This is a genomic window from Rhodococcus sp. BP-316 (assembly GCF_019836105.1).
Lineage (GTDB): Bacteria > Actinomycetota > Actinomycetes > Mycobacteriales > Mycobacteriaceae > Rhodococcoides.
The window spans coordinates 34,425-53,921 of record NZ_JABUEE010000001.1; the positions used below are offsets into that span (position 1 = coordinate 34,425).

General features: G+C 69.9%; 13 protein-coding genes and 1 riboswitch. Of the genes, 3 read left to right on the forward strand and 10 right to left on the reverse strand.

What is annotated here, in order from left to right; translation table 11 throughout:
• The first annotated feature begins 198 nt into the window (after positions 1-198).
• Together HQ312_RS00190 and gcvP are read left to right on the forward strand one after the other, a co-directional pair.
• Complete coding sequence (locus HQ312_RS00190; RefSeq protein ID WP_027505438.1) at positions 199-801, forward strand: MerR family transcriptional regulator; 603 nt, start codon at positions 199-201, stop codon at positions 799-801.
• A 36-nt stretch (positions 802-837) separates the two neighbouring features.
• Positions 838-956: riboswitch (glycine riboswitch) on the forward strand.
• Between the two features lie 168 nt (positions 957-1,124).
• Entirely contained in the window at positions 1,125-3,986 is a 2,862-nt protein-coding gene (gene gcvP / locus HQ312_RS00195) for an aminomethyl-transferring glycine dehydrogenase (protein ID WP_222637494.1), read from the forward strand.
• A 24-nt stretch (positions 3,987-4,010) separates the two neighbouring features.
• On the opposite strand, the gene HQ312_RS00200 is transcribed toward gcvP, so the two are convergent.
• From HQ312_RS00200 to HQ312_RS00210, 3 genes are read right to left on the reverse strand one after another with little or no spacing between them, the layout of a single operon-like run.
• Positions 4,011-5,153: a metallophosphoesterase gene (locus tag HQ312_RS00200; RefSeq protein WP_222637495.1), complete on the reverse strand. Its 1,143-nt coding sequence runs from the start codon at positions 5,151-5,153 to the stop codon at positions 4,011-4,013.
• A gap of 31 nt (positions 5,154-5,184) precedes the next feature.
• The gene (locus HQ312_RS00205) at positions 5,185-6,915 is read right to left on the reverse strand and encodes a VWA domain-containing protein (RefSeq protein ID WP_222637496.1); all 1,731 of its coding nucleotides are present in this window, start codon (positions 6,913-6,915) and stop codon (positions 5,185-5,187) included.
• Between the two features lie 42 nt (positions 6,916-6,957).
• The gene (locus HQ312_RS00210) at positions 6,958-9,138 is read right to left on the reverse strand and encodes a malate synthase G (RefSeq protein ID WP_222637497.1); all 2,181 of its coding nucleotides are present in this window, start codon (positions 9,136-9,138) and stop codon (positions 6,958-6,960) included.
• Between the two features lie 152 nt (positions 9,139-9,290).
• On the opposite strand from HQ312_RS00210, the gene HQ312_RS00215 reads away from it, so the two are divergent.
• Entirely contained in the window at positions 9,291-10,166 is an 876-nt protein-coding gene (locus HQ312_RS00215; RefSeq protein WP_222637498.1) for an aldo/keto reductase, read from the forward strand.
• Between the two features lie 9 nt (positions 10,167-10,175).
• Here HQ312_RS00215 and HQ312_RS00220 read toward each other — a convergent pair whose 3' ends face one another.
• From HQ312_RS00220 to HQ312_RS00250, 7 genes are all read right to left on the reverse strand, one after another.
• Positions 10,176-11,069, reverse strand: a complete 894-nt coding sequence (locus tag HQ312_RS00220; RefSeq protein WP_374198267.1) for a 3-methyladenine DNA glycosylase — start codon at positions 11,067-11,069, stop codon at positions 10,176-10,178.
• On the reverse strand, positions 11,066-12,154 hold the full coding sequence (locus HQ312_RS00225; protein ID WP_222637499.1) for a hemolysin family protein: 1,089 nt from the start codon (positions 12,152-12,154) through the stop codon (positions 11,066-11,068). Before HQ312_RS00225 ends, HQ312_RS00220 begins: the two co-directional genes overlap by 4 nt.
• Positions 12,147-13,544: a hemolysin family protein gene (locus HQ312_RS00230; protein WP_056445121.1), complete on the reverse strand. Its 1,398-nt coding sequence runs from the start codon at positions 13,542-13,544 to the stop codon at positions 12,147-12,149. The genes HQ312_RS00225 and HQ312_RS00230 overlap by 8 nt, the downstream gene beginning before the upstream one ends.
• A gap of 356 nt (positions 13,545-13,900) precedes the next feature.
• Positions 13,901-15,337, reverse strand: a complete 1,437-nt coding sequence (locus HQ312_RS00235) for a GuaB1 family IMP dehydrogenase-related protein (RefSeq protein ID WP_222631279.1) — start codon at positions 15,335-15,337, stop codon at positions 13,901-13,903.
• A 58-nt stretch (positions 15,338-15,395) separates the two neighbouring features.
• Positions 15,396-16,259, reverse strand: a complete 864-nt coding sequence (locus tag HQ312_RS00240; protein WP_231476281.1) for a DMT family transporter — start codon at positions 16,257-16,259, stop codon at positions 15,396-15,398.
• 8 nt (positions 16,260-16,267) lie between these two features.
• On the reverse strand, positions 16,268-17,716 hold the full coding sequence (gene gndA, locus HQ312_RS00245) for an NADP-dependent phosphogluconate dehydrogenase (RefSeq protein WP_027505429.1): 1,449 nt from the start codon (positions 17,714-17,716) through the stop codon (positions 16,268-16,270).
• A 64-nt stretch (positions 17,717-17,780) separates the two neighbouring features.
• On the reverse strand, positions 17,781-19,322 hold the full coding sequence (locus tag HQ312_RS00250) for a DEAD/DEAH box helicase (protein ID WP_051613283.1): 1,542 nt from the start codon (positions 19,320-19,322) through the stop codon (positions 17,781-17,783).
• Between the last annotated feature and the right edge of the window lie 175 nt (positions 19,323-19,497).

Here is a 19,497-nt window from a genome sequence, read left to right on the forward strand (position 1 = left end):
GCTTACCGCGTGGCGCGTTGCCTCACGGCTCCGCGGTCCATAGCGTTCGGGTCGATGAAGGACGTGCCGCTCACCGCGGCGAGGGCGTATTCTCGACCTCGCCGAGCGTCACGGATGTCATCGTCGTTCTCACCGCGCGTACCGCACAGGTCCGCGGACGAGGACTCCAGGCGGACCATCCGAGAGGGAGAGAAACACGTGGCAGATCAGCCGCAGGAGCCGGAGCAGATGAGCCTGCTGGCATCGAACGACGTGGACGAGGTGCAACCCGGTCTCTTCCCCGACGATTCGGTTCCGGACGAGTTGGTCGGCTACCGCGTCCCCAGTGCGTGCCAGATCGCCGGCATCACCTATCGGCAGCTGGACTACTGGGCCCGCACCGGCCTCGTGGTGCCGTCCATCCGCGGCGCGGCAGGATCCGGCAGCCAGCGGCTGTACTCCTTCAAGGACATCCTGGTCCTCAAGATCGTCAAGCGACTGCTCGACACCGGCATCTCGCTCCAGAACATCCGCGTCGCCGTCGACCATCTCCGTCGTCGTGGCGTGGCGGATCTGGCCCGCATCACGCTGTTCTCGGACGGCACCACCGTCTACGAGTGCACGTCCGCCGAGGAGGTCGTCGACCTGCTGCAGGGCGGGCAGGGCGTCTTCGGGATCGCGGTCAGCGGAGCCATGCGTGAACTGACCGGTGCCATCGCCGACTTCCCCGCCGAGCGTGCCGACGGCGGCGAGAGCCAGCCGACGCCCGAGGACGAGCTCGCCTCCCGCCGCAAGAATCGCGCGAGCCGCAAGACCGGCTGACCCGCCGGCGCGCACTCCCATATACTGAGGGAGCGTCGACGCCGCACGGGAGAGCTTCGCCGGGACACGGTCCGTCACAGGACCGAGCCCGACGAGCGCCGAAGGAGCAGCACCTCTCCGTCAATCTCTCAGGCACCCGGGACCGTGCGGGCTCCGACGCCTCTGGAAAGTGGTGGAACCGTCCACCCGCCCACGGGGAAAGGCGCCGCACGCGGCGGCCGAATCTCTCAGGCGCCCGGTGGTCTCGGGCATCACGACAGAGGGAGAGGGGCGTCCCTCCCTGCGTGTGGGGCGTGCACCTCGCCACCACCACGGGAGATCACGTGACCGCCGAACCCCGCTCGACCTCCGGACTCCGTACCTTCGTCGACCGCCACATCGGGCCCGACGCGGAGCAGACCGCGCGACTCCTCGACGTCATCGGTGTGGCGAGCCTGGACGATCTCGCTGCCGCCGCGGTTCCCGCCGACATCCTCGACGCGGCCGTCGACGGCATCGCGGACGGTCTGGACGCGCTGCCCGCGCCGGTCTCCGAGCACGAGGCACTCGCCGAACTGGCCGCGCTGGCCGCGAGCAACACCGTCGCGACGTCCATGATCGGCCAGGGTTACAGCGCCACGCTCACCCCGCCCGTCCTGGTGCGCAACATCCTCGAGAACCCGGCCTGGTACACCGCGTACACGCCGTACCAGCCCGAGATCAGCCAGGGCCGACTCGAGGCACTGCTCAACTTCCAGACCATGGTGTCCGACCTGACGGGTATGGACATCGCCAACTCCTCGATGCTCGACGAGGGCACCGCCGCGGCGGAGGCCATGACGCTGCTGCGCCGAGCCGGCAAGTCGAAGTCGGCCCGCCTGGTCCTCGACACCGACCTGTTCCCGCAGACCCGCGCCGTCATCGCGACGCGCGCGGAGCCGCTCGGCATCGAGCTCGTCGACGCCGACCTCGCGGCGGGCCTGCCCGAGGGCGAGTTCTTCGGTGTCGTGTCGCAGACGCCGGGAGCATCGGGCCGCATCGTCGACCTCACGTCGGTGATCGCCGAGGCGCACGATCGGGGCGCCCTCGTGGCCGTCGGCGCGGACCTCCTCGCCGCCACTCTCGTCACCTCGCCCGGCGAGCAGGGGGCCGACGCGTGCTTCGGCACGTCGCAGCGGTTCGGCGTCCCGATGGGCTTCGGTGGACCCCATGCGGGATACCTGGCCGTGCGCACCTCCCACGCTCGTCAGTTGCCGGGCCGACTCGTCGGCGTCTCCGTCGACGCCGACGGATCGCCCGCCTACCGCCTGGCTCTGCAGACACGTGAGCAGCACATCCGCCGCGAGAAGGCGACGTCCAACATCTGCACCGCGCAGGTGCTCCTCGCCGTCGTCGCCGCGATGTACGCGAGCTACCACGGTGCCGACGGGCTCACCGCCATCGCGCGTCGCGTCGCCGGCCACGCGGCCTCGCTGGGTGCCGCGCTGCGCGCCGGTGGCGTCACCGTGGTGCACGAGAACTACTTCGACACCGTCCTCGCCCGCGTACCCGGCCGCGCGGCCGAGGTGGTCGCCGCCGCGAAGACGACCGCCGCGATCAACCTCCGCTTCGTCGACGACGACCACGTCGGCATCTCCTGCGACGAGGCCACGATCGACGCTCATGTGAAGGCCGTGCTGCAGGCCTTCGGTGTCGAGCCGGCCTCCGGCTCCGCGCCGATCGCCGTTCCCGACGCCCTCTCCCGTACGTCGGAGTTCCTGACGCACCCGGCGTTCACGCGGTACCGCACCGAGACCGCCATGCTCCGGTACCTCCGCGCGCTGTCCGACAAGGACATCGCCCTCGACCGCAGCATGATCCCGTTGGGCTCGTGCACCATGAAGCTCAACGCCACCGCGGAGATGGAGCCCATCACGTGGCCGGGCTTCAACGCCCTGCACCCCTTCGCGCCCGCGGACGATGCTCCCGGCATGGCGCGCATCATCAACGACCTCGAGAAGTGGCTCGTCGCGGTCACCGGCTACGACGCGGTGTCCCTCCAGCCGAACGCGGGCAGCCAGGGCGAGTACGCAGGCCTGCTGGCGATCCGCAACTATCACCGCAGCCGCGGGGACGACGCACGCACCATCTGCCTCATCCCGTCCAGTGCCCACGGCACCAACGCGGCGTCCGCCGTGATGGCCGGGATGAAGGTCGTGGTGGTGGCGTGCCGCACCAACGGTGACGTGGACGTCGACGACCTGCGCGCCAAGGTGGCCGAGCACGCCGAGTCGCTGGCCGCCATCATGATCACCTACCCCTCGACCCACGGCGTCTACGAACACGAGATCGGCGACATCTGCGCCGCGGTGCACGACGCGGGTGGCCAGGTGTACGTCGACGGCGCGAACCTCAACGCTCTGGTCGGCGTGGCGCGCCCCGGTCGCTTCGGCGGCGACGTCAGCCACCTGAACCTGCACAAGACGTTCTGCATCCCGCACGGCGGCGGCGGCCCCGGCGTCGGTCCGATCGGCGTCCGCTCCCACCTCGCGCAGTTCCTGCCCGGACACCCGTTCGTGGAGGGTCTCGGTGAGACCGGTGCGATCTCGGCCGCACCGTACGGTTCGGCGTCCATCCTGCCGATCACGTGGGCCTACATCCGCATGATGGGTGCCGCCGGTCTACGGCGCGCGACCCTCACCGCGATCGCGTCGGCGAACTACATCGCCCGCCGACTCGACGAGTACTTCCCGGTGCTCTACACCGGCGATCGCTCGATGGTCGCGCACGAGTGCATCCTCGATCTGCGGCCCATCACCAAGCGCACCGGGGTGACGGTCGACGATGTCGCGAAGCGGTTGGCGGACTACGGTTTCCACGCACCGACGATGAGCTTCCCGGTGTCGGGCACCCTCATGATCGAGCCGACCGAGAGCGAGAATCTCGACGAGATCGACGCCTTCGTCGACGCCATGATCGCCATCCGCGCGGAGATCGAACGAGTGGCGTCGGGGGAGTGGACCGTGGACGACAACCCGCTCCGGGGCGCGCCGCACACGGCGCACTGCCTCGTCACGGACTGGACGCACCCGTACTCGCGCGAGGAGGCCGTCTACCCGGCCGGCACCTCGCGCGCCAAGGTGTGGCCGTCGGTGCGGCGGATCGACGGCGCACACGGCGATCGCAACCTCGTGTGCTCGTGCCCGCCGATCGAGGCCTTCGCCTGACCTACTGACACTGACGCGATGTGATCAGCGCGCCGTCCGGAGCTCCAGCAGAGAGATCTCGGGCGGCGCGCCGATGCGTACCGGGGGACCCCAGGCGCCGGCGCCGCGGGTGGTGTAGAGCGTGGTGTCGCCGATGGTGTCGAGGCCCTGGACCGAGGGCTGTTGCAGCGGTACGAGATACACGATCGGCCAGATCTGTCCGCCGTGAGTGTGGCCGGAGACCTGCATGTCCACACCGAGATCGGACGCCTGCGTCGCCTGCTTGGGCTGGTGCGCCGAGAGCAGCTGGAAACGGGCCGGGTCGGTGCCCTCGAGGGCTGCCGCCAGATCCGGCTCGTACGGCTCCGGCGCCTTCAGGTCCTCGATGCCGACCAGGTCGATCGTGTCGACGCCGCGGGTGAGCGGGACCGTCTCGTTGCGCAGGACCCGCAGTCCCAGCGAGTCGTACAGGTCGAGCCACGCGCCGCCGTCGCCCGCATAGAACTCGTGGTTGCCGCTGGTGACCACGACACCCAGGGGCGCCGACAGTTCGCTCAGCGGAGCCAGTGCCGGGCCCACGAGGTCCACGGTTCCGTCGACGAGGTCCCCGGCGATGATGACGAGATCCGGCTTCTCCGCCATGAGGGTGTCGACGACCCCCTGCACGAACGCCTCGCCGCGCGCCGGGCCGACGTGCAGGTCGGACACCAGTCCCACCCGCACACCGTCGAACGACGCGGGCAGTGCTGCGAGTTCGACTGTCGTCCGGGTCACCTTCGGGGTGGCGGCCGCGACGACTCCGTACGCGACGGCCACCACGGTGCCGAGGACGAGAACGACGGTGGCGGGACGCACGAAGGTGCGCCGTGCGGACACCCCGTCGCGGTGGGCGACACGCGCTCCGATCCGCACCACCAGGGCGCCCACGGCGATCAGCAGGGAACCGAGGCAGAGGTACAGGAGTGCGGCGAGCCAGGTCAGACCCGGGTACGCGACGTAGCGGGCCCACGAGGGATCCAGTACCTCACCGCTGCCGATCCCGACCACCGCGGCGGCCCAGAACGCCACGAGAACGGCATCTGCGGCGAGGCGCGCGGCGCCGGTGAGTCCGGTGGCCACCACCAGACGGCGGTGCAGGACGAACGTCACGATCGCCAGGAGCACGGCGAACGTCAGCATGCGAATCACGGGGAAGCCCTTCGGCATTCGGTGGAGATCGTCACCGGTCGGAGGACAATCGGTCGAGCGTGGCGGTGAGTGAGGGGTCGGAGGAGGACACCTCGACGAGGTCGCCTCCGGTCTGGCCCGCGAGGCTGCGCAGCGTCGCGATGTCCGAGTTCTGGGTCAGCGACACCACGTCGATGCGGACCGGACGCGCAGGGTCCGACGCGGCGGCGATCGACTGGAGGAAGGACGCGGCGGAGATCGAGGTGTCGTCGTTCGGGCCGTCGGTGACGAGAAGAACCGAGTTGGTCCCGTCGCCCGACCAGTTCTGCACCGCCGATTCGTAGGCGGCCTGCGCGGAGGCGTAGGTCGAGGTGGCGGTGGCGGGAGACAGACCGGCGAGAGAGCTGTCCAGTGCGGCGCGGGACTCGGAGTTCGCCTCCGTGAGCGGAACCTCCACCCGGTACGGCCGTGATCCGTCCAGTGCCCGGCTGTACGTCCACAGGCCGATTCGGCTGGTGTCGGGAACCGCGCCGATCACCTGACGCAGGGCGGACGTCACGTTGGTCAGGCGCGTGGCGGACCCGTCGATCGACTCCATCGATCCCGACACGTCGAGCACCGCCGTGCGCGCCGCCGGCTCGGGCGACGCGGCGGGCTGACCGATCGCCGGGAACGTCAGTCCCGCCACCGACGGAGGTGTCGCCTCGGTGGTTCCGTCGGCGGTGGGAACGCGGAATCCCTGTCGCAGGAACGCCTGCTGCTGATCGGCTCCGCGGGCGAACTCCGCGAACGCGGCCGCAGCCGCGCGTCCGGTCGCATCACCGTCCGAGAGCACCACTGCAGGATGGTCGGCACTCGGCGTCGAACCGGCCGGGCGGAAGGCGGCCAGCTGCTGGCCCTCCGTGATCCGGCCGTACAACTGCTGTTCGGTGACCGGGACGGCGTGGACCGGGGCGGCCGCGGGGTCGTCGCCCTGCACCATCGCATCGAGAGCGGCCGCAGCATCGGCGGGCGGTGTGGGAGTCTCGTCCGTCGCCGCGCGGGAGAGCGCGGAGACCGCCGACACGACGGGCGCGGACGCAGCCTGATCGGCGGTCAGCGGCGCGGTGGAGGCGGTGGGATCGACGACCGCCGCAGCCACCGACACCAGAGCCGCGGTGGTGGTCGACCCCGCCGGCAGTGCCGGTCGCAGGGATCCCCAGCCCACGGCGCCGATGGCGTCGAGCGACCCGGGGGTGGCGGCGAGACGAGGTAGGTCGGCCCACCCCACGGCCGCCGCTCCCAGGGTGTCGGCGAGCGTCGGCGCGACGCCGAGGACGACGGGACTGGTGGCGAGAGACCGCGGGGTGCTGTCGACCCGCCGCGCGTCGATCAGCGGCGCCGCATCCGCCGAGGTCGCCGGGATCCACAGCGACGGACGAGGACCGGCCGCCGCGTCGTACGGATCGGCCGCGAGGGCCGCTGCCGCGACGTCCGACGCCGTCTCGGTCACCGTCGTGGTGACGCAGTGATCGCGCACCACCGGCGCCGTGGCGTCCCACGCCGCGGCGACCGTACGCACGGCGTCGGCGATGTCGGGATCGGCCGTGACGGCCAGCACGGCGTCACCCTCCACACAGGCCTTCGCGGCCTGCTCACCCTCGTCGGTGATCCGATCGCGCAGGGCGAACCAGCCCAGGACGGCCGCGACGAGCAGCACGAGAACGACGACGACCACGACGGGTCCGCGGCTCACACCGCGACGACCACCCGACGTGGACGCGGTGCGACGATGCTCTCCCACCCTCGGGACCCGTCCTCTCTCGTGCTGCTCCCGGCCTCCCTGTCAGGATGCCTGGTTCGCTGCCTTGTACTCGCGACGGCGCGCGTGGAGGATCGGCTCCGTGTACCCGTTCGGCTGCCGGGTTCCCTCGAGGACGAGGTCCTTGGCGGCGTTGAAGGCGATGTTGGAATCCGAGTTCTCGGCGAGCGGTCGGTAGGTCGGGTCGTCGGCGTTCTGCCGATCGACCACCGGCGCCATGCGTGCCAGCGAGGCGACGACGTCCTGCTCGGTCACGATGCCGTGACGGACCCAGTTGGCCAGCAGCTGGCTCGAGATGCGCAGCGTCGCACGGTCCTCCATGAGCGCGACGTCCTCGATGTCCGGAACCTTGGAGCAGCCGACGCCGTGGTCGATCCACCGGACGACGTATCCCAGGATCGACTGGCAGTTGTTGTCGAGCTCACGCTGCTTGTCCTCGTCGCTCCAGGAGGTGTCGGCAGCCAGTGGGATCTCGAGGATGTCGTCGACCGTGGCGCGGCGAGCCTTCGCGATCTCCTCCTGGCGGGCGAAGACGTCGACCTGGTGGTAATGGGTGGCATGCAGCGTGGCCGCGGTGGGCGACGGGACCCACGCGGTGTTCGCACCCGCGCGCGGGTGACCGATCTTCTGCTCGAGCATGTCGTGCATCAGATCGGGCATCGCCCACATTCCCTTGCCGATCTGCGCCTTGCCCTCGAGGCCCGCCGCGAGACCGGTGTCGACGTTCCAGTCCTCGTAGGCGGCGATCCACTTCTGCTTCTTCATCTCGGCCTTGCGCACGACGGCTCCGGCCTCCATGGAGGTGTGGATCTCGTCGCCGGTCCGGTCGAGGAAGCCGGTGTTGATGAACACGACGCGTTCCTTCGCCGCGAGGATGCAGGCCGCGAGGTTGACCGTCGTGCGACGCTCCTCGTCCATGATGCCGACCTTGAGGGTGTTGCGGGGGAGGCCCACGACGTCCTCGACCCGCGCGAACAGCTCGTTCGTGAAGGCGACCTCGTCGGGACCGTGCATCTTGGGCTTCACGATGTAGAGCGAGCCGGTGCGGCTGTTGCTCAGCGCGACGTCGTCTCGCAGGCTGTGCTTGCCCGTCAGGGATGTCATGACGGCATCGAGAATGCCCTCGGGGATCTCGTTGCCGTCCTTGTCGAGGATCGCATCGGTGGTCATCAGGTGCCCGACGTTGCGGACGAACAGAAGCGACCGGCCGTGCAGCACGAGTTCGGAGCCGTCCAGAGCGGTGTAGACGCGATCCGGATTCATGGTGCGGGTGAAGGTCTTCCCGTTCTTCGACACCTCCTCGGCGAGATCGCCGCGCATGAGGCCGAGCCAGTTGTGGTAGCCGAGCACCTTGTCGTCGGCGTCCACGGCGGCGACGGAGTCCTCGAAGTCCATGATCGCGGTGACCGCGGACTCGAGCAGCACGTCCTTCACGCCCGCGGCGTCGGTGCTGCCGATGGGACTCTCGGCGTCGATCTGCAGTTCGAAGTGCAAGCCGTTGTGGACGAACAGGATTCCGGTCGGTGCGGACGGCTCACCCGTGTAGCCGAGCAGCGAGTCCGGTGACGCGAGACCGACGGTGTCGCCGGAGGACAGGGTGACCGCCAGGGCGGACCCGTCGACGACGTACGACGTGGCGTCCGCGTGCGAGCCGGACGTCAGCGGCACCGCGTCGTCGAGGAACGTGCGAGCCCACGCGATGACCTTGTCGCCGCGCACCTTGTTGTAGCTGGTGCCCTTCTCCGCGCCGCCGTCCTCGGAGATGGCGTCGGTGCCGTAGAGCGCGTCGTACAGCGAGCCCCACCGGGCGTTGGAGGCGTTGATGGCGAAGCGTGCGTTGAGGACGGGGACGACCAGCTGCGGGCCGGCCGTCGTGGTGATCTCGGTGTCGACGCCCTCGGTCGTGATCGCGAACGCGGCAGGCTCGTCCTGCAGGTACCCGATCTCCTTCAGGAACGCCTTGTACTGCGCGCGGTCGTAGCCGGCTCCGGGGTGCTCGGAGTGCCAGGCGTCGAGCTTGCCCTGGATCTCGTCGCGGGCCTCGAGGAGCGCCCGGTTACGGGGCGCGAGATCCTCGAGGAGGGACTGCACACCCGCCCAGAACGCATCCTGATCCACACCCGTGCCGGGCAGAGCCTGCTTCTCCACGAACTCGTGCAGCACTGCCGCCACCTGCAGATCGCCGACCTGGACGCGTTCCGTCATCACAGCCCCTCACTTGACTCTCGCCTGTCGCGGCGTCGTGCCGCGCTGGATCGCCCCGATGTTACCCAGTGGTAGTGCGGAGCCCACCGGTGGTGGCGCGCGGGACGATCACGAGCAGGAATACCTGCGACCCCCACGGCGTCGTACTCGCCATGACGACATCGACGACTTCCCGCCCCGCCGACGCGAGCGGCACCTTCCTGCTCGGTGGAGACCTCGAGATCACCCGGCTCGGTTACGGCACCATGCAGCTGCCCGGAGAAGGCGTCTGGGGGCCGCCGCGTGACCGCGACGAGGCGATCCGCGTGCTGCGGCGATCGGTGGAGCTGGGCGTGACCTTCTTCGACACCGCAGACAGCTACGGCCCGGAGGTGGCCGAGGACCTGCTCGCCGAGGCGCTGCGTCCCTACGCCGACGACATCGTGATCGCGACCAAGGCCGGGCTCACCCGGCAAGGCCCCGGGCAGTGGACCCCGGTCGGTCGTCCCGCATACCTCCGCCAGCAAGCCGAGTTGTCGCTGCGCCGTCTCGGTGTGGACCGCATCGACCTGTTCCAGCTGCACCGCATCGACCCGGACGTCGCGCTCGAAGATCAGGTCGGCGAACTGAAGGCGCTGCAGGACGAGGGCAAGATCCGGCACATCGGCCTCAGCCAGGTGTCCGTCGAGGAGGTGACACAAGCACAGAGGATCGCTCCGATCGTGTCCGTCCAGAACCTCTTCAACCTCACGGACCGCTCCTCCGAGGAGCTCCTCGACTGGTCGGCCGAGCAGAACATCGGCTTCATTCCGTGGTTCCCGCTCGCCACCGGAAAGCTCACCGGGGAGGGCAGCCCGCTGACGGAGCTGGCCCAGCGGCACGGCGTCTCCGCGTCGCAGCTCGCCCTCGCGTGGCTGTTGCGTCGATCCCCGGTGATGCTGCCGATTCCCGGAACGTCGTCGGTGTCCCACCTCGAGGACAACGTCGCCGCCGCGAGCATCGAGCTCAGCGACGAGGAGTTCGCCGAACTCTCGGCCGTGGGCGTCTGACCCGAACGGTCAGCGCAGATCAGCGAGCAGGCCGCCGATCGCGACTCGCAGAGCGGCGCCTCGTTCCGCGATCGCCGACTGGGCGCGCACGTACTCGGCGCGCCCGGTCGGGGTCTCGACACGCACGGGGGAGTAGCCGTACGCCGTGAGGTCGTACGGGCTCGCCCGCATGTCCAGTTCACGCGCCGTCATCGACAGCGCGAAGCAGTCGAGCAGCAGTTCGGACGGCAGCAGCGGTCCGAGCTTCGCCACCCACTTGTACAGATCCATCGAGGCGTGCAGGCAGCCCGGCTGTTCCGTCAGGAGCCGGTGCTCCGGCGTCAGCTCGAGCGCGTTCCGCGGGACCGCGTCCGGGGTGAAGAAACGGAACGCGTCGTAGTGGGTGCAGCGCAACGGCATCGACTCCACCACCGCGTCGGTGCCGTCGTGACCGAGGCGCAGCGGCACGTCGTGACGCAGAGCCTCGTCCCCGCCGCGGTAGACCATCGCCCACTCGTGCAGACCGAAGCAGCCCAGCTGCGCGGGGCGGGTGGCCGTCCGGCCGATCAGGGTGCTCACGAACTCGATCGCGGACGACCGCCGGTCGAGGAACTCGGACGACACCGTGACGCCGGGTCGCCCGCCCACGGCGACGTCCACGTACCCGGAGCGTCCGCGGTAGTCCTCGATGCCCGGCCCGGTCAGTACCGAGCCGTGACCGGGGTGCCACCGGCGCAGATGGCCCGGCTTGAGGCTGTAGTAGGTGAAGAGGAAGTCGAGCACCGGATGCGGCTCGCCGACCGCGCGCCGCTCCAGATAGGCACCGATCATCTCGTCCACCCGCTCGCCGTGAGCGAGCCGCCGAGGATGCCACGCGTCCGGTCCGAGAACGACGAGATCGGTGTCCGACACGACGGACGTCACGGCGCGTCGGGCCCGGGGACGACGTCCTCCACGAGGTGGGTGCCGTCGCGCACCGTGCCGACGAACTCCTCGACGAGGTCCTCGAGAGCGACGATGCCGATGGTGCCCCTGCCCGTCTCCACCACGGCGCCGAGGTGACTGCGTCGGCGGCGGAGACCGGCCAACGCCTCGTCGAGAGGGGTGCGTGCGTCGATGATCGGCAGAAGGCGGACGTCCGAGCGCGGGATGATGGTCTCCGAGTCGGCCAGCGGGTCCGCCATCAGATCGAGGACGTCCTTGATGTGGAGATACCCGATCATGCCGTCGGTCTCGTCGCGGACCGGGTACCGCGAGAAACCGGTCTCGCGGACGGCCTCCTCGATCGCACCCAGCGTGGGTCCCTTGGGTCCGCAGACCACCGTGCGGGCCTTGTCCAGCGGGATGAGGACCTCCCGCACGGTGCGACCCGACGTCTCGAGAGCCTGCGTCAGCCGGCGGTGCTCCTCCTCGTCGATGAGTCCCTCCGAGCGGGACTCGCCGATCATGTCGGAGAGCTGGTCCGCCGACACCGACGAGTCCAGCTCGTCCTTCGGCTCGACGCGCAACAACCGCAGTGTGCCGTTGGCGCACAGGTTGTAGAAGGAGATCAGCGGCTTCGCGACACGTAACCACCACAGATGCACGGGCACCAGCAACATCGCCGTCGCTTCCGGTCCGGCGATCGCGATGTTTTTCGGCACCATCTCGCCGATGAGGATGTGCAGGATCACCACGATGCCCAGGGCGAGGGCGAACCCGATGGGGTGCAGCAGGGAGTCGGGTACGCCGAGCAGCTCGAACGGACGCTCGATCAGGTGGGCCACGGCGGGTTCCGCCACGCGCCCGAGCAGGATCGAGCAGATGGTGATGCCGAGCTGCGCGGCCGCGAGCATCATCGACAGGTTCTGACCGGCCTCGATGACCGTCTGAGCCCGCTTCTTGCCCTGCACCACCAGACTCTCGAGGCGGTCGCGGCGTGCCGAGATCAGAGAGAACTCGGCACCGACGAAGAAGGCGTTGAGGAGCAGGAGGACGACCGCGAGGCCGACGGCGAGAAGGTCACCCATCGAGGGCCTCCCGGTCGTGCTCGCGGACGGTCTCGGCGCGCAGCCGGGTGATCTCGTCCTCCGCGGCCGGGCGTACGAGGATCCGGTCGATCCGGCGCCCGTCCATCGCGTCCACGCGCGCGACCCAGCCGCCCTCGTCGGACTCGAGGTCTCCGCTCGGGGGCGGCAGGATGACCTGGTCGCCGGCGTCGGGGATGCGTTCGAACTGCGTCAACACCAGGCCACCGAGGGTGTCGTACTCGCCCTCGGGTGCCGCGTACCCAGTGAACTCGGTGACCTCGTCGATGCGCAGGAGTCCGGAGCAGAGCCACCCGTCGGCGACGCGTTGGACGTCGACCTCGCGGGTGTCGTGCTCGTCGCGGACGTCGCCGACGATCTCCTCGATGAGGTCCTCCATGGTGACGATGCCCGCGGTGCCGCCGTATTCGTCCACCACGATGGCGACCTGCATGCCGTCGGCGCGCACCCGTTCCATGACGGTGTCGCCGTCCAGGCTCGAGGGGACGTTGGGAACACGCTGCGCGAGGGAGCTGACCGTCGTTCCGGCGCGACGCTCGGCGGGCACGGTGAACGCGTGCTTGATGTGAACGACGCCCACGGTGTCGTCGAGGTCGCCGTTGACGACGGGGAACCGGGAGAACCCGGTGCGGGCCGCGGTGTCGATGAGGTCGGCGACCGTGTCGTCCGCGGCGAGGGTCTCGATCTTCACGCGGGGGGTCATCAACTCCTCCGCCGTGCGCTCGCCGAACTGCAGCGAGCGGTCGACGAGGAGAGCGGTGCGCTGGTCGATGGAGCCGTGTTCCGCGGAGGAGCGCACCAGCGACCCGAGTTCCTGGGGCGAGCGCGCCGAACGCAGTTCCTCCGCGGGCTCGACGCCGAGGCGGCGGACCACCCAGTTCGCGGAACCGTTGAGACCGTTGATGGCCCAGCGGAAGACGAGGGAGAATCCTGCCTGCAGGCCGGCCGTCGCCCGCGCCACCTTCATCGGATTGGAGATGGCCATGTTCTTGGGCACCAGCTCGCCGAACACCATCGACGCCGACGTGGCGATGACGAGCGCCAGCACCAGTGACACGGCGCCGGCGAGCGAGTCGGACGCACCGAGTGCCGTGGCGGCGGGGGTGATGAATCGCGCCAGCACCGGTTCGGCGATGTAGCCGGTGATCAGCGTGGTGATGGTGATGCCGAGCTGCGCACCGGAGAGCTGGAACGACAGCGTCCTGTGCGCGTGCTGGACCTGGCGGGAGCGCATGTCACCGTCGCGGGCCGCCGCGTCGACGGTGCTGCGTTCGAGTGCGGTGAGGGAGAACTCCGCGGCGACGAAGATCGCCGTTCCCGCCGTCAGCGCGACGAAGCCCACGAGGGACAGGATCGGAACGAGAACGGTCACGAGGGACTCACCTCGCTGCGACTCGAGGTGGTCGTCGGGGAAGCGCCGGGTGAGCCCGGCGACCTAGAGGAGCCCTCCGGAGAGAGACCGCCGGACGACTCCCCGTCGGGGGAGGGGCGGTCTCGGGACGGTCGGTCCGGGGACGGAGTGCCGGACCCGGGGGTCGGCGTCGTCGTGGGTGCCTCGGGCACCGGTGTCCTTCCTGTCGTGTGGCGTTCGCGTGGAGGCGACGCCTGCGCCGCAGAATCGGCGCGTGTCACAGCGGTACCCGCTCGGGGGCGCCGCTATCGCACACATCGTATCGTCGCCGACCCGGAATCACCGAGTCGGCGGCGTGAGCACGAGTGCGGCCGAGATCACCAGCCGGACGGGAGCGGCCGCCCCTCGGCGAAGCCCGCCGCAGACTGGATGCCGAGCACGGCATCCCGATGCAGCTCCTCGAGCGAGCGCGCACCGGCGTACGTGCAGGTGCTGCGCACACCCGCGCAGATGTGATCGATGAGGTCCTCGACACCGGGCCGCTCCGGATCGAGGCGCATCCGCGAGCTGGAGATGCCTTCCTCGAACAGGCCCTTGCGCGCCTGGTCGAACGCACTGTCCGCCGCGGTGCGTGCGGCCACGGCTCGCTTCGACGCCATGCCGAAGCTCTCCTTGTAGGCCACCCCGGCGGCGTCGACGCGGAGATCTCCGGGCGACTCGTGGGTGCCGGCGAACCAGGACCCGATCATGACGTTGGAGGCACCCGCAGCGACGGCGAGCGCGACGTCGCGGGGATGTCGGACCCCGCCGTCGGCCCACACGTGCTTGCCCAGCTCGCGCGCCGCGGCGGCGCACTCCTCGACGGCCGAGAACTGCGGGCGGCCCACGCCGGTCATCATGCGGGTGGTGCACATGGCGCCGGGGCCCACACCGACCTTGACGATGTCCGCGCCGGCCTCGATCAGGTCACGGGTACCTGCTGCTGACACGACGTTGCCGGCGACCAGGGGCACGCCCAGATCGAGCGCCGCGACGACGGCCAGCGCATCGAGCATCTTCTGCTGGTGGCCGTGGGCGGTGTCGAGCACCAGGACGTCGGCCCCGGCCTCGACCAGGGCGGCGGCCTTCGCGCCCACGTCACCATTGATGCCGACGGCGGCGGCGATGCGCAGGCGTCCGTCGGCGTCGGTGGCGGGCCGGTAGATGCCGGCGCGGAGCGCACCGGTGCGGGTGAGCACTCCCGCGAGTGCGCCGTCCGGTCCGGTCAGCACGGCGAGGTTCTCGTGCCGGGCCTCGAGCTGCTCGAAGATCTCGCGGGGACTCGTGTCCACGGAGGCCGTCACGAAGTCCTTGTCCATCACCGTCGAGAGGCGCGCGAAGCGATCGACGTCCGTGCACGCCGCCTCGGAGACGATGCCCACGGCCGTGTCACCGTCCACGACCACGACGACGCCGTGGGCACGCTTGGGCATGAGGGCGAGAGCGTCGGAGACCGAGTCCTCCGCCGTCAACACGACCGGGGTGTCCGCCACCAGGTTCCGGCTCTTGACGAAGGAGACCGTCTCGGCGACGGCCGCGGTCGGCAGGTCCTGCGGGATGACGACGATGCCGCCGCGTCGCGCGACCGTCTCCGCCATCCGGCGGCCGGCCACGGCGGTCATGTTGGCGACGACGATGGGAATGGTGGTCCCTGAGCCGTCGACACTCGCCAGATCGACGTCGAAACGGGACGTGACCGTCGTGTGGTTCGGGACGAGGAACACGTCGTCGTACGTCAGGTCGTAGGGCGGGCGCTGGTCGCGAAGGAAATGCACGGGACGCCAGCGTACGCGACCGACGGATATATCTTGCGGCGGCGACGTCGAGGGTGGGTCAGACAACCGGGACGGCGTCGTCCGCGCGCCCCTGCTCCCGCGAGAGAACCACGGTGGTCACGATCATGACGATCACGGCGGAGGCGACGACCACGCCGCGCAGTCCGTCGAGGCGGAGCCGTTCGTCGAGCACCACGATGCCGAGGAACACCGCCGCCAGCGGCTCGCACACGGTCACCGCCGGCAGCGACGCCGCGAGCGGACCGGCCTGGAAAGCACGCTGCTGCAGGTAGAAGCCCGAGACTCCCGCGGCGATCAACGCGTACGTCTGCCACGCGGTGAGGGCGCCGAGCAGATCGGACTCCACCAGGTCGGTGACGTACTTGGTGAACGCGACGGCGACGCCGAACAGCAGCCCACCGCCGACTCCGAGCAGCAGCGCCGCACGACCGGGCTCGCGCGTGAGCACACCGGCGACGGCGCCGACCAATGCCACCGCCACCACGGCGGCCAACGGCAGTGCCCACACCGACAGCGGCGCGTCGGCGGTGCCCTCGGTGGGGTCGCCGACCGCGACGAACGCCACCAACGCGACCGTGAGACCCACGGCCGAGATCCAGGTGGCGCGCCGCATCCGCAGACCGGAGTACTTCGCGGCGAGGGGAAGCGCGAACAGGAGCATGCTGACGAGCAACGGCTGCACCACGGACACCGACCCGACGGCCAGGGCCGCCACCTGCACCAGGTATCCGCCCAGGTCGCCGACCACCCCGGCCCACCACCGCGGGCTGCGCACGAGACCCGAGATCAACGAGTCCCCGTCCGCGACCGCCGACGCCGCCGTCTGCTGAGCGACGGCGGCGCAGGCGAAGAGAAATGCCGCGACGAGCGAGAGCCCGACCGCGAGCACGGACGAACTCACGGCGGAGGTCAGGCCTCGATCTCGGACCGGTCCTCGCTCCACAGGGTGTGGAACTTGCCGTCGGCGTCGATGCGCTCGTAGGTGTGCGCTCCGAAGAAGTCGCGCAGACCCTGCGTCAGCGCGGCGGGCAGACGTTCGGCGCGCAGTCCGTCGTAGTACGACAGGGCGGAGGCGAAGCCGGGCACCGGGATTCCGAGGAGTGTCGCGGTGGACACGACGCGACGCCAGCTGTCGACGGCGTTCTCGACGGCGTCACGGAAGTACGGCGCCAGCAACAGCGCGGGCAGTTCCGGGTTCTCGTCGTAGGCGTCCTTGATGCGGTTCAGGAACCGGGCCCGGATGATGCATCCTCCGCGCCAGATGGTGGCGAGATCGCCGGGGTGCAGATTCCAGTCGTACTCGGCCGAACCGGCGGCGATCTGATCGAAGCCCTGCGAGTAGGCGACGACCTTGGAGGCGTACAGCGCGGAACGGATGTCCTCGGTGAAGGTCTCGATGTCCTCGGGCTTCGCCGAGAGCGTTCCCGACGCCAGACCCTTGGACGCCTCGCGCTGGCCGCGCGCGCCCGAGAGTGCTCGGGCGAACACCGCCTCGGCGATGCCGGTGACGGGGACTCCGAGATCCAGCGCGGACTTGACGGTCCAGCGACCGGTGCCCTTCTGCTCGGCGGCGTCGACGATGACGTCGACCAGCGGCTTCCCGGTCTTCGCGTCCTTGTGGGCGAGCACCTGCGCGGTGATCTCGACGAGGTAGCTCTCGAGGTCGCCCTCGTTCCACTGGCGGAAGACGTCGGCGACCGCGTCCGGATCCATGCCCAGCGCGTCGCGCAGCAGGTTGTAGGCCTCACCGATGAGCTGCATGTCGGCGTACTCGATGCCGTTGTGCACCATCTTCACGAAGTGCCCGGACCCGTCGGGGCCGATGTGGGTGCAGCACGGGGTGCCGTCCACGTGTGCCGAGATCGACTCGAGCAGGGGCCCGACCGACTCGTACGACTTCGCGGGGCCGCCGGGCATGATCGAGGGGCCGTTGAGTGCACCCTCCTCGCCGCCGGAGATGCCGGCGCCGACGAAGAGAAGGCCGCGGTCCTTCAACGAGGACTCGCGGCGGATGGTGTCCGTGTAGAGGGCGTTGCCGCCGTCGATGATGATGTCGCCCTCGTCCATGACGCCGGCGAGTTCCTCGATGACCGCGTCCGTGGGATCGCCGGCCTTGACCATGATGACGACCTTGCGTGGCTTCTCGAGGCTGGCCACGAAGTCCTCGATGCTCTCGGACGCGACGAAGGTGCCGTCACTGCCGTGCGCGTCGAGCAGAGTCTGTGTCTTGGAGTAACTCCGGTTGTGCACCGCGACCACGTGTCCGTGGCGGGCGAAGTTCCGCGCCAGGTTGGACCCCATTACAGCGAGGCCGGTGACACCGATCTGGGCGAGAGGTGAAGAATCCGAGGAAGTCATTCCCCCAGCTTTCCCTGCCCGGCCCCGACGCGAAAGTCGGGGCCGGACAAGGACGGGAGAGCTGTCAGTCGCGCGCGGTGCCCGCAGCACGGCTGCGGAACCCGCCGGTGCGCGAAGCCGTTGCGCCCGTGCGGTTCTCGTCCCGGCCCTTGTAGCCACCGGTGGACTCGCCGCCGCGGTAGCCGCCGGTGCGGTTCTCGTCGCGGCCCTTGTAGCCACCGCTCGACTCACCGCCGCGGTACCCACCCGTGCGGTTCTCGTCGCGACCCCGGTATCCGCCGGAGTCGCCGCCACGGTAGCCACCAGTGCGCGGGGATCCCGAGGCGCCGAAGCGCGAGGGGCCACTGGGACGCTCGCGACGCGGTGCCTCACGCACCGGCTCGCCGGACGGAGCCTTGGCTCCGGTGATGGAACCGAGCTCCACCGAACCGGGGGAGACGTCCACCGAGGTGACCTTCACCCCGGCCTGGCCGGTCAGCCGGCTGATGATGCGGCGCTGGTTGGGCAGCGCGATGGCGACGACGGTGCCCGCCGCACCGGCACGTGCCGTACGGCCGGCGCGGTGCATGTAGTCCTTGTGATCCGCGGGCGGATCGACGTGCACGACCAGGTCGATGCCGTCGACGTGGATGCCGCGTGCGGCGACGTCGGTGGCGACGAGCACGGGGGTGCGGCCGCTCTTGAAGCGGTCGAGCACGCGGGTGCGCTGGTTCTGAGCCTTGCCGCCGTGCAGCGACTCGGCGTGGATGCCGACTGCGCGCAGGCGATCGGTGATGCCGTCGCAGCCGAGCTTGGTGCGGGCGAACATGATGGTCCGGCCACCCTCGCGAGCGGCGATCTCGGACAGGACGATGTCCTTCTGTCCACGGCCGACATTGAGGATGTAGTGATCCATCGACTCGACGGCGGCCTTGCTGTCACCGGTCGAGTGCTGGACGTGGTCGGCCAGGAACTGGCGGACCAACGACTGGACCTCGCGATCCAGCGTGGCGGAGAACAGCATGCGCTGGCCACCGTTCGCGGTCTGTCCGAGGATGTCGCGCACCTCGGGCAGGAAGCCCATGTCGGCCATCTGGTCGGCCTCGTCGAGTGCGGTGATCTCCACTGCCTCGAGGACGCAGGTGCCCTGACGCAGGTGATCGCCGAGGCGTCCGGGGGTGGCGACGAGAACGTCGACACCGCGGCGGAGCTGATCGGCCTGACGACCGAACGGGGTGCCGCCGACGGCCGGACGCACGCTCAGTCCGAGGACGGTGGCGTAGGACTGCAGCGAGTCGACGACCTGGAAGGCGAGCTCGCGGGTGGGGACCAGCACCAGTGCGCGGGGACGCTTCGCGGCGGGCTTGGTACCGGTCGACGCCAGGCGGGCGAGCATCGGCAGACCGAACGCGAGCGTCTTGCCCGATCCGGTCTGTGCGCGGCCGAGAACGTTACGGCCGGCGAGGGCGTCGGTGATGGCCATCTTCTGGATGGGCGAGGGAACGGTGATGCCGTTCTTGGCGAGCGCCGCGACGATGGCCGCGGGAAGTCCGAGGTCGGAGAACGTGGTCTCGGACGCCTCGGGAGTGCTGGTGGCAGAAACAGAAACGGGGGTGGCGCTGGTCAACGCGGTGGTACCTCTCGGGGTTGCAGGCGCGTCGGTGCACAGCAACGATGAATCACCGCGCAGCGTGACGAGCCAGGGCACACATCACCTGGTCATCGATGCGCAAGCGGAGCTCGGGCGCAATGTGAGGTGTCTTGTCACCGGTACGACTCCGTGGCGTCCACGAGGGGACGGA

Coding starts and splice junctions, on each gene's coding strand:
- HQ312_RS00215 (WP_222637498.1), top strand. CDS start 9,291: ATGACGACATCGACGACTTCCCGCCCCGCCGACGCGAGCGGCACCTTC.
- gndA (WP_027505429.1), bottom strand. CDS start 17,716: ATGACTTCCTCGGATTCTTCACCTCTCGCCCAGATCGGTGTCACCGGC.
- HQ312_RS00210 (WP_222637497.1), bottom strand. CDS start 9,138: ATGACGGAACGCGTCCAGGTCGGCGATCTGCAGGTGGCGGCAGTGCTG.
- HQ312_RS00225 (WP_222637499.1), bottom strand. CDS start 12,154: ATGGGTGACCTTCTCGCCGTCGGCCTCGCGGTCGTCCTCCTGCTCCTC.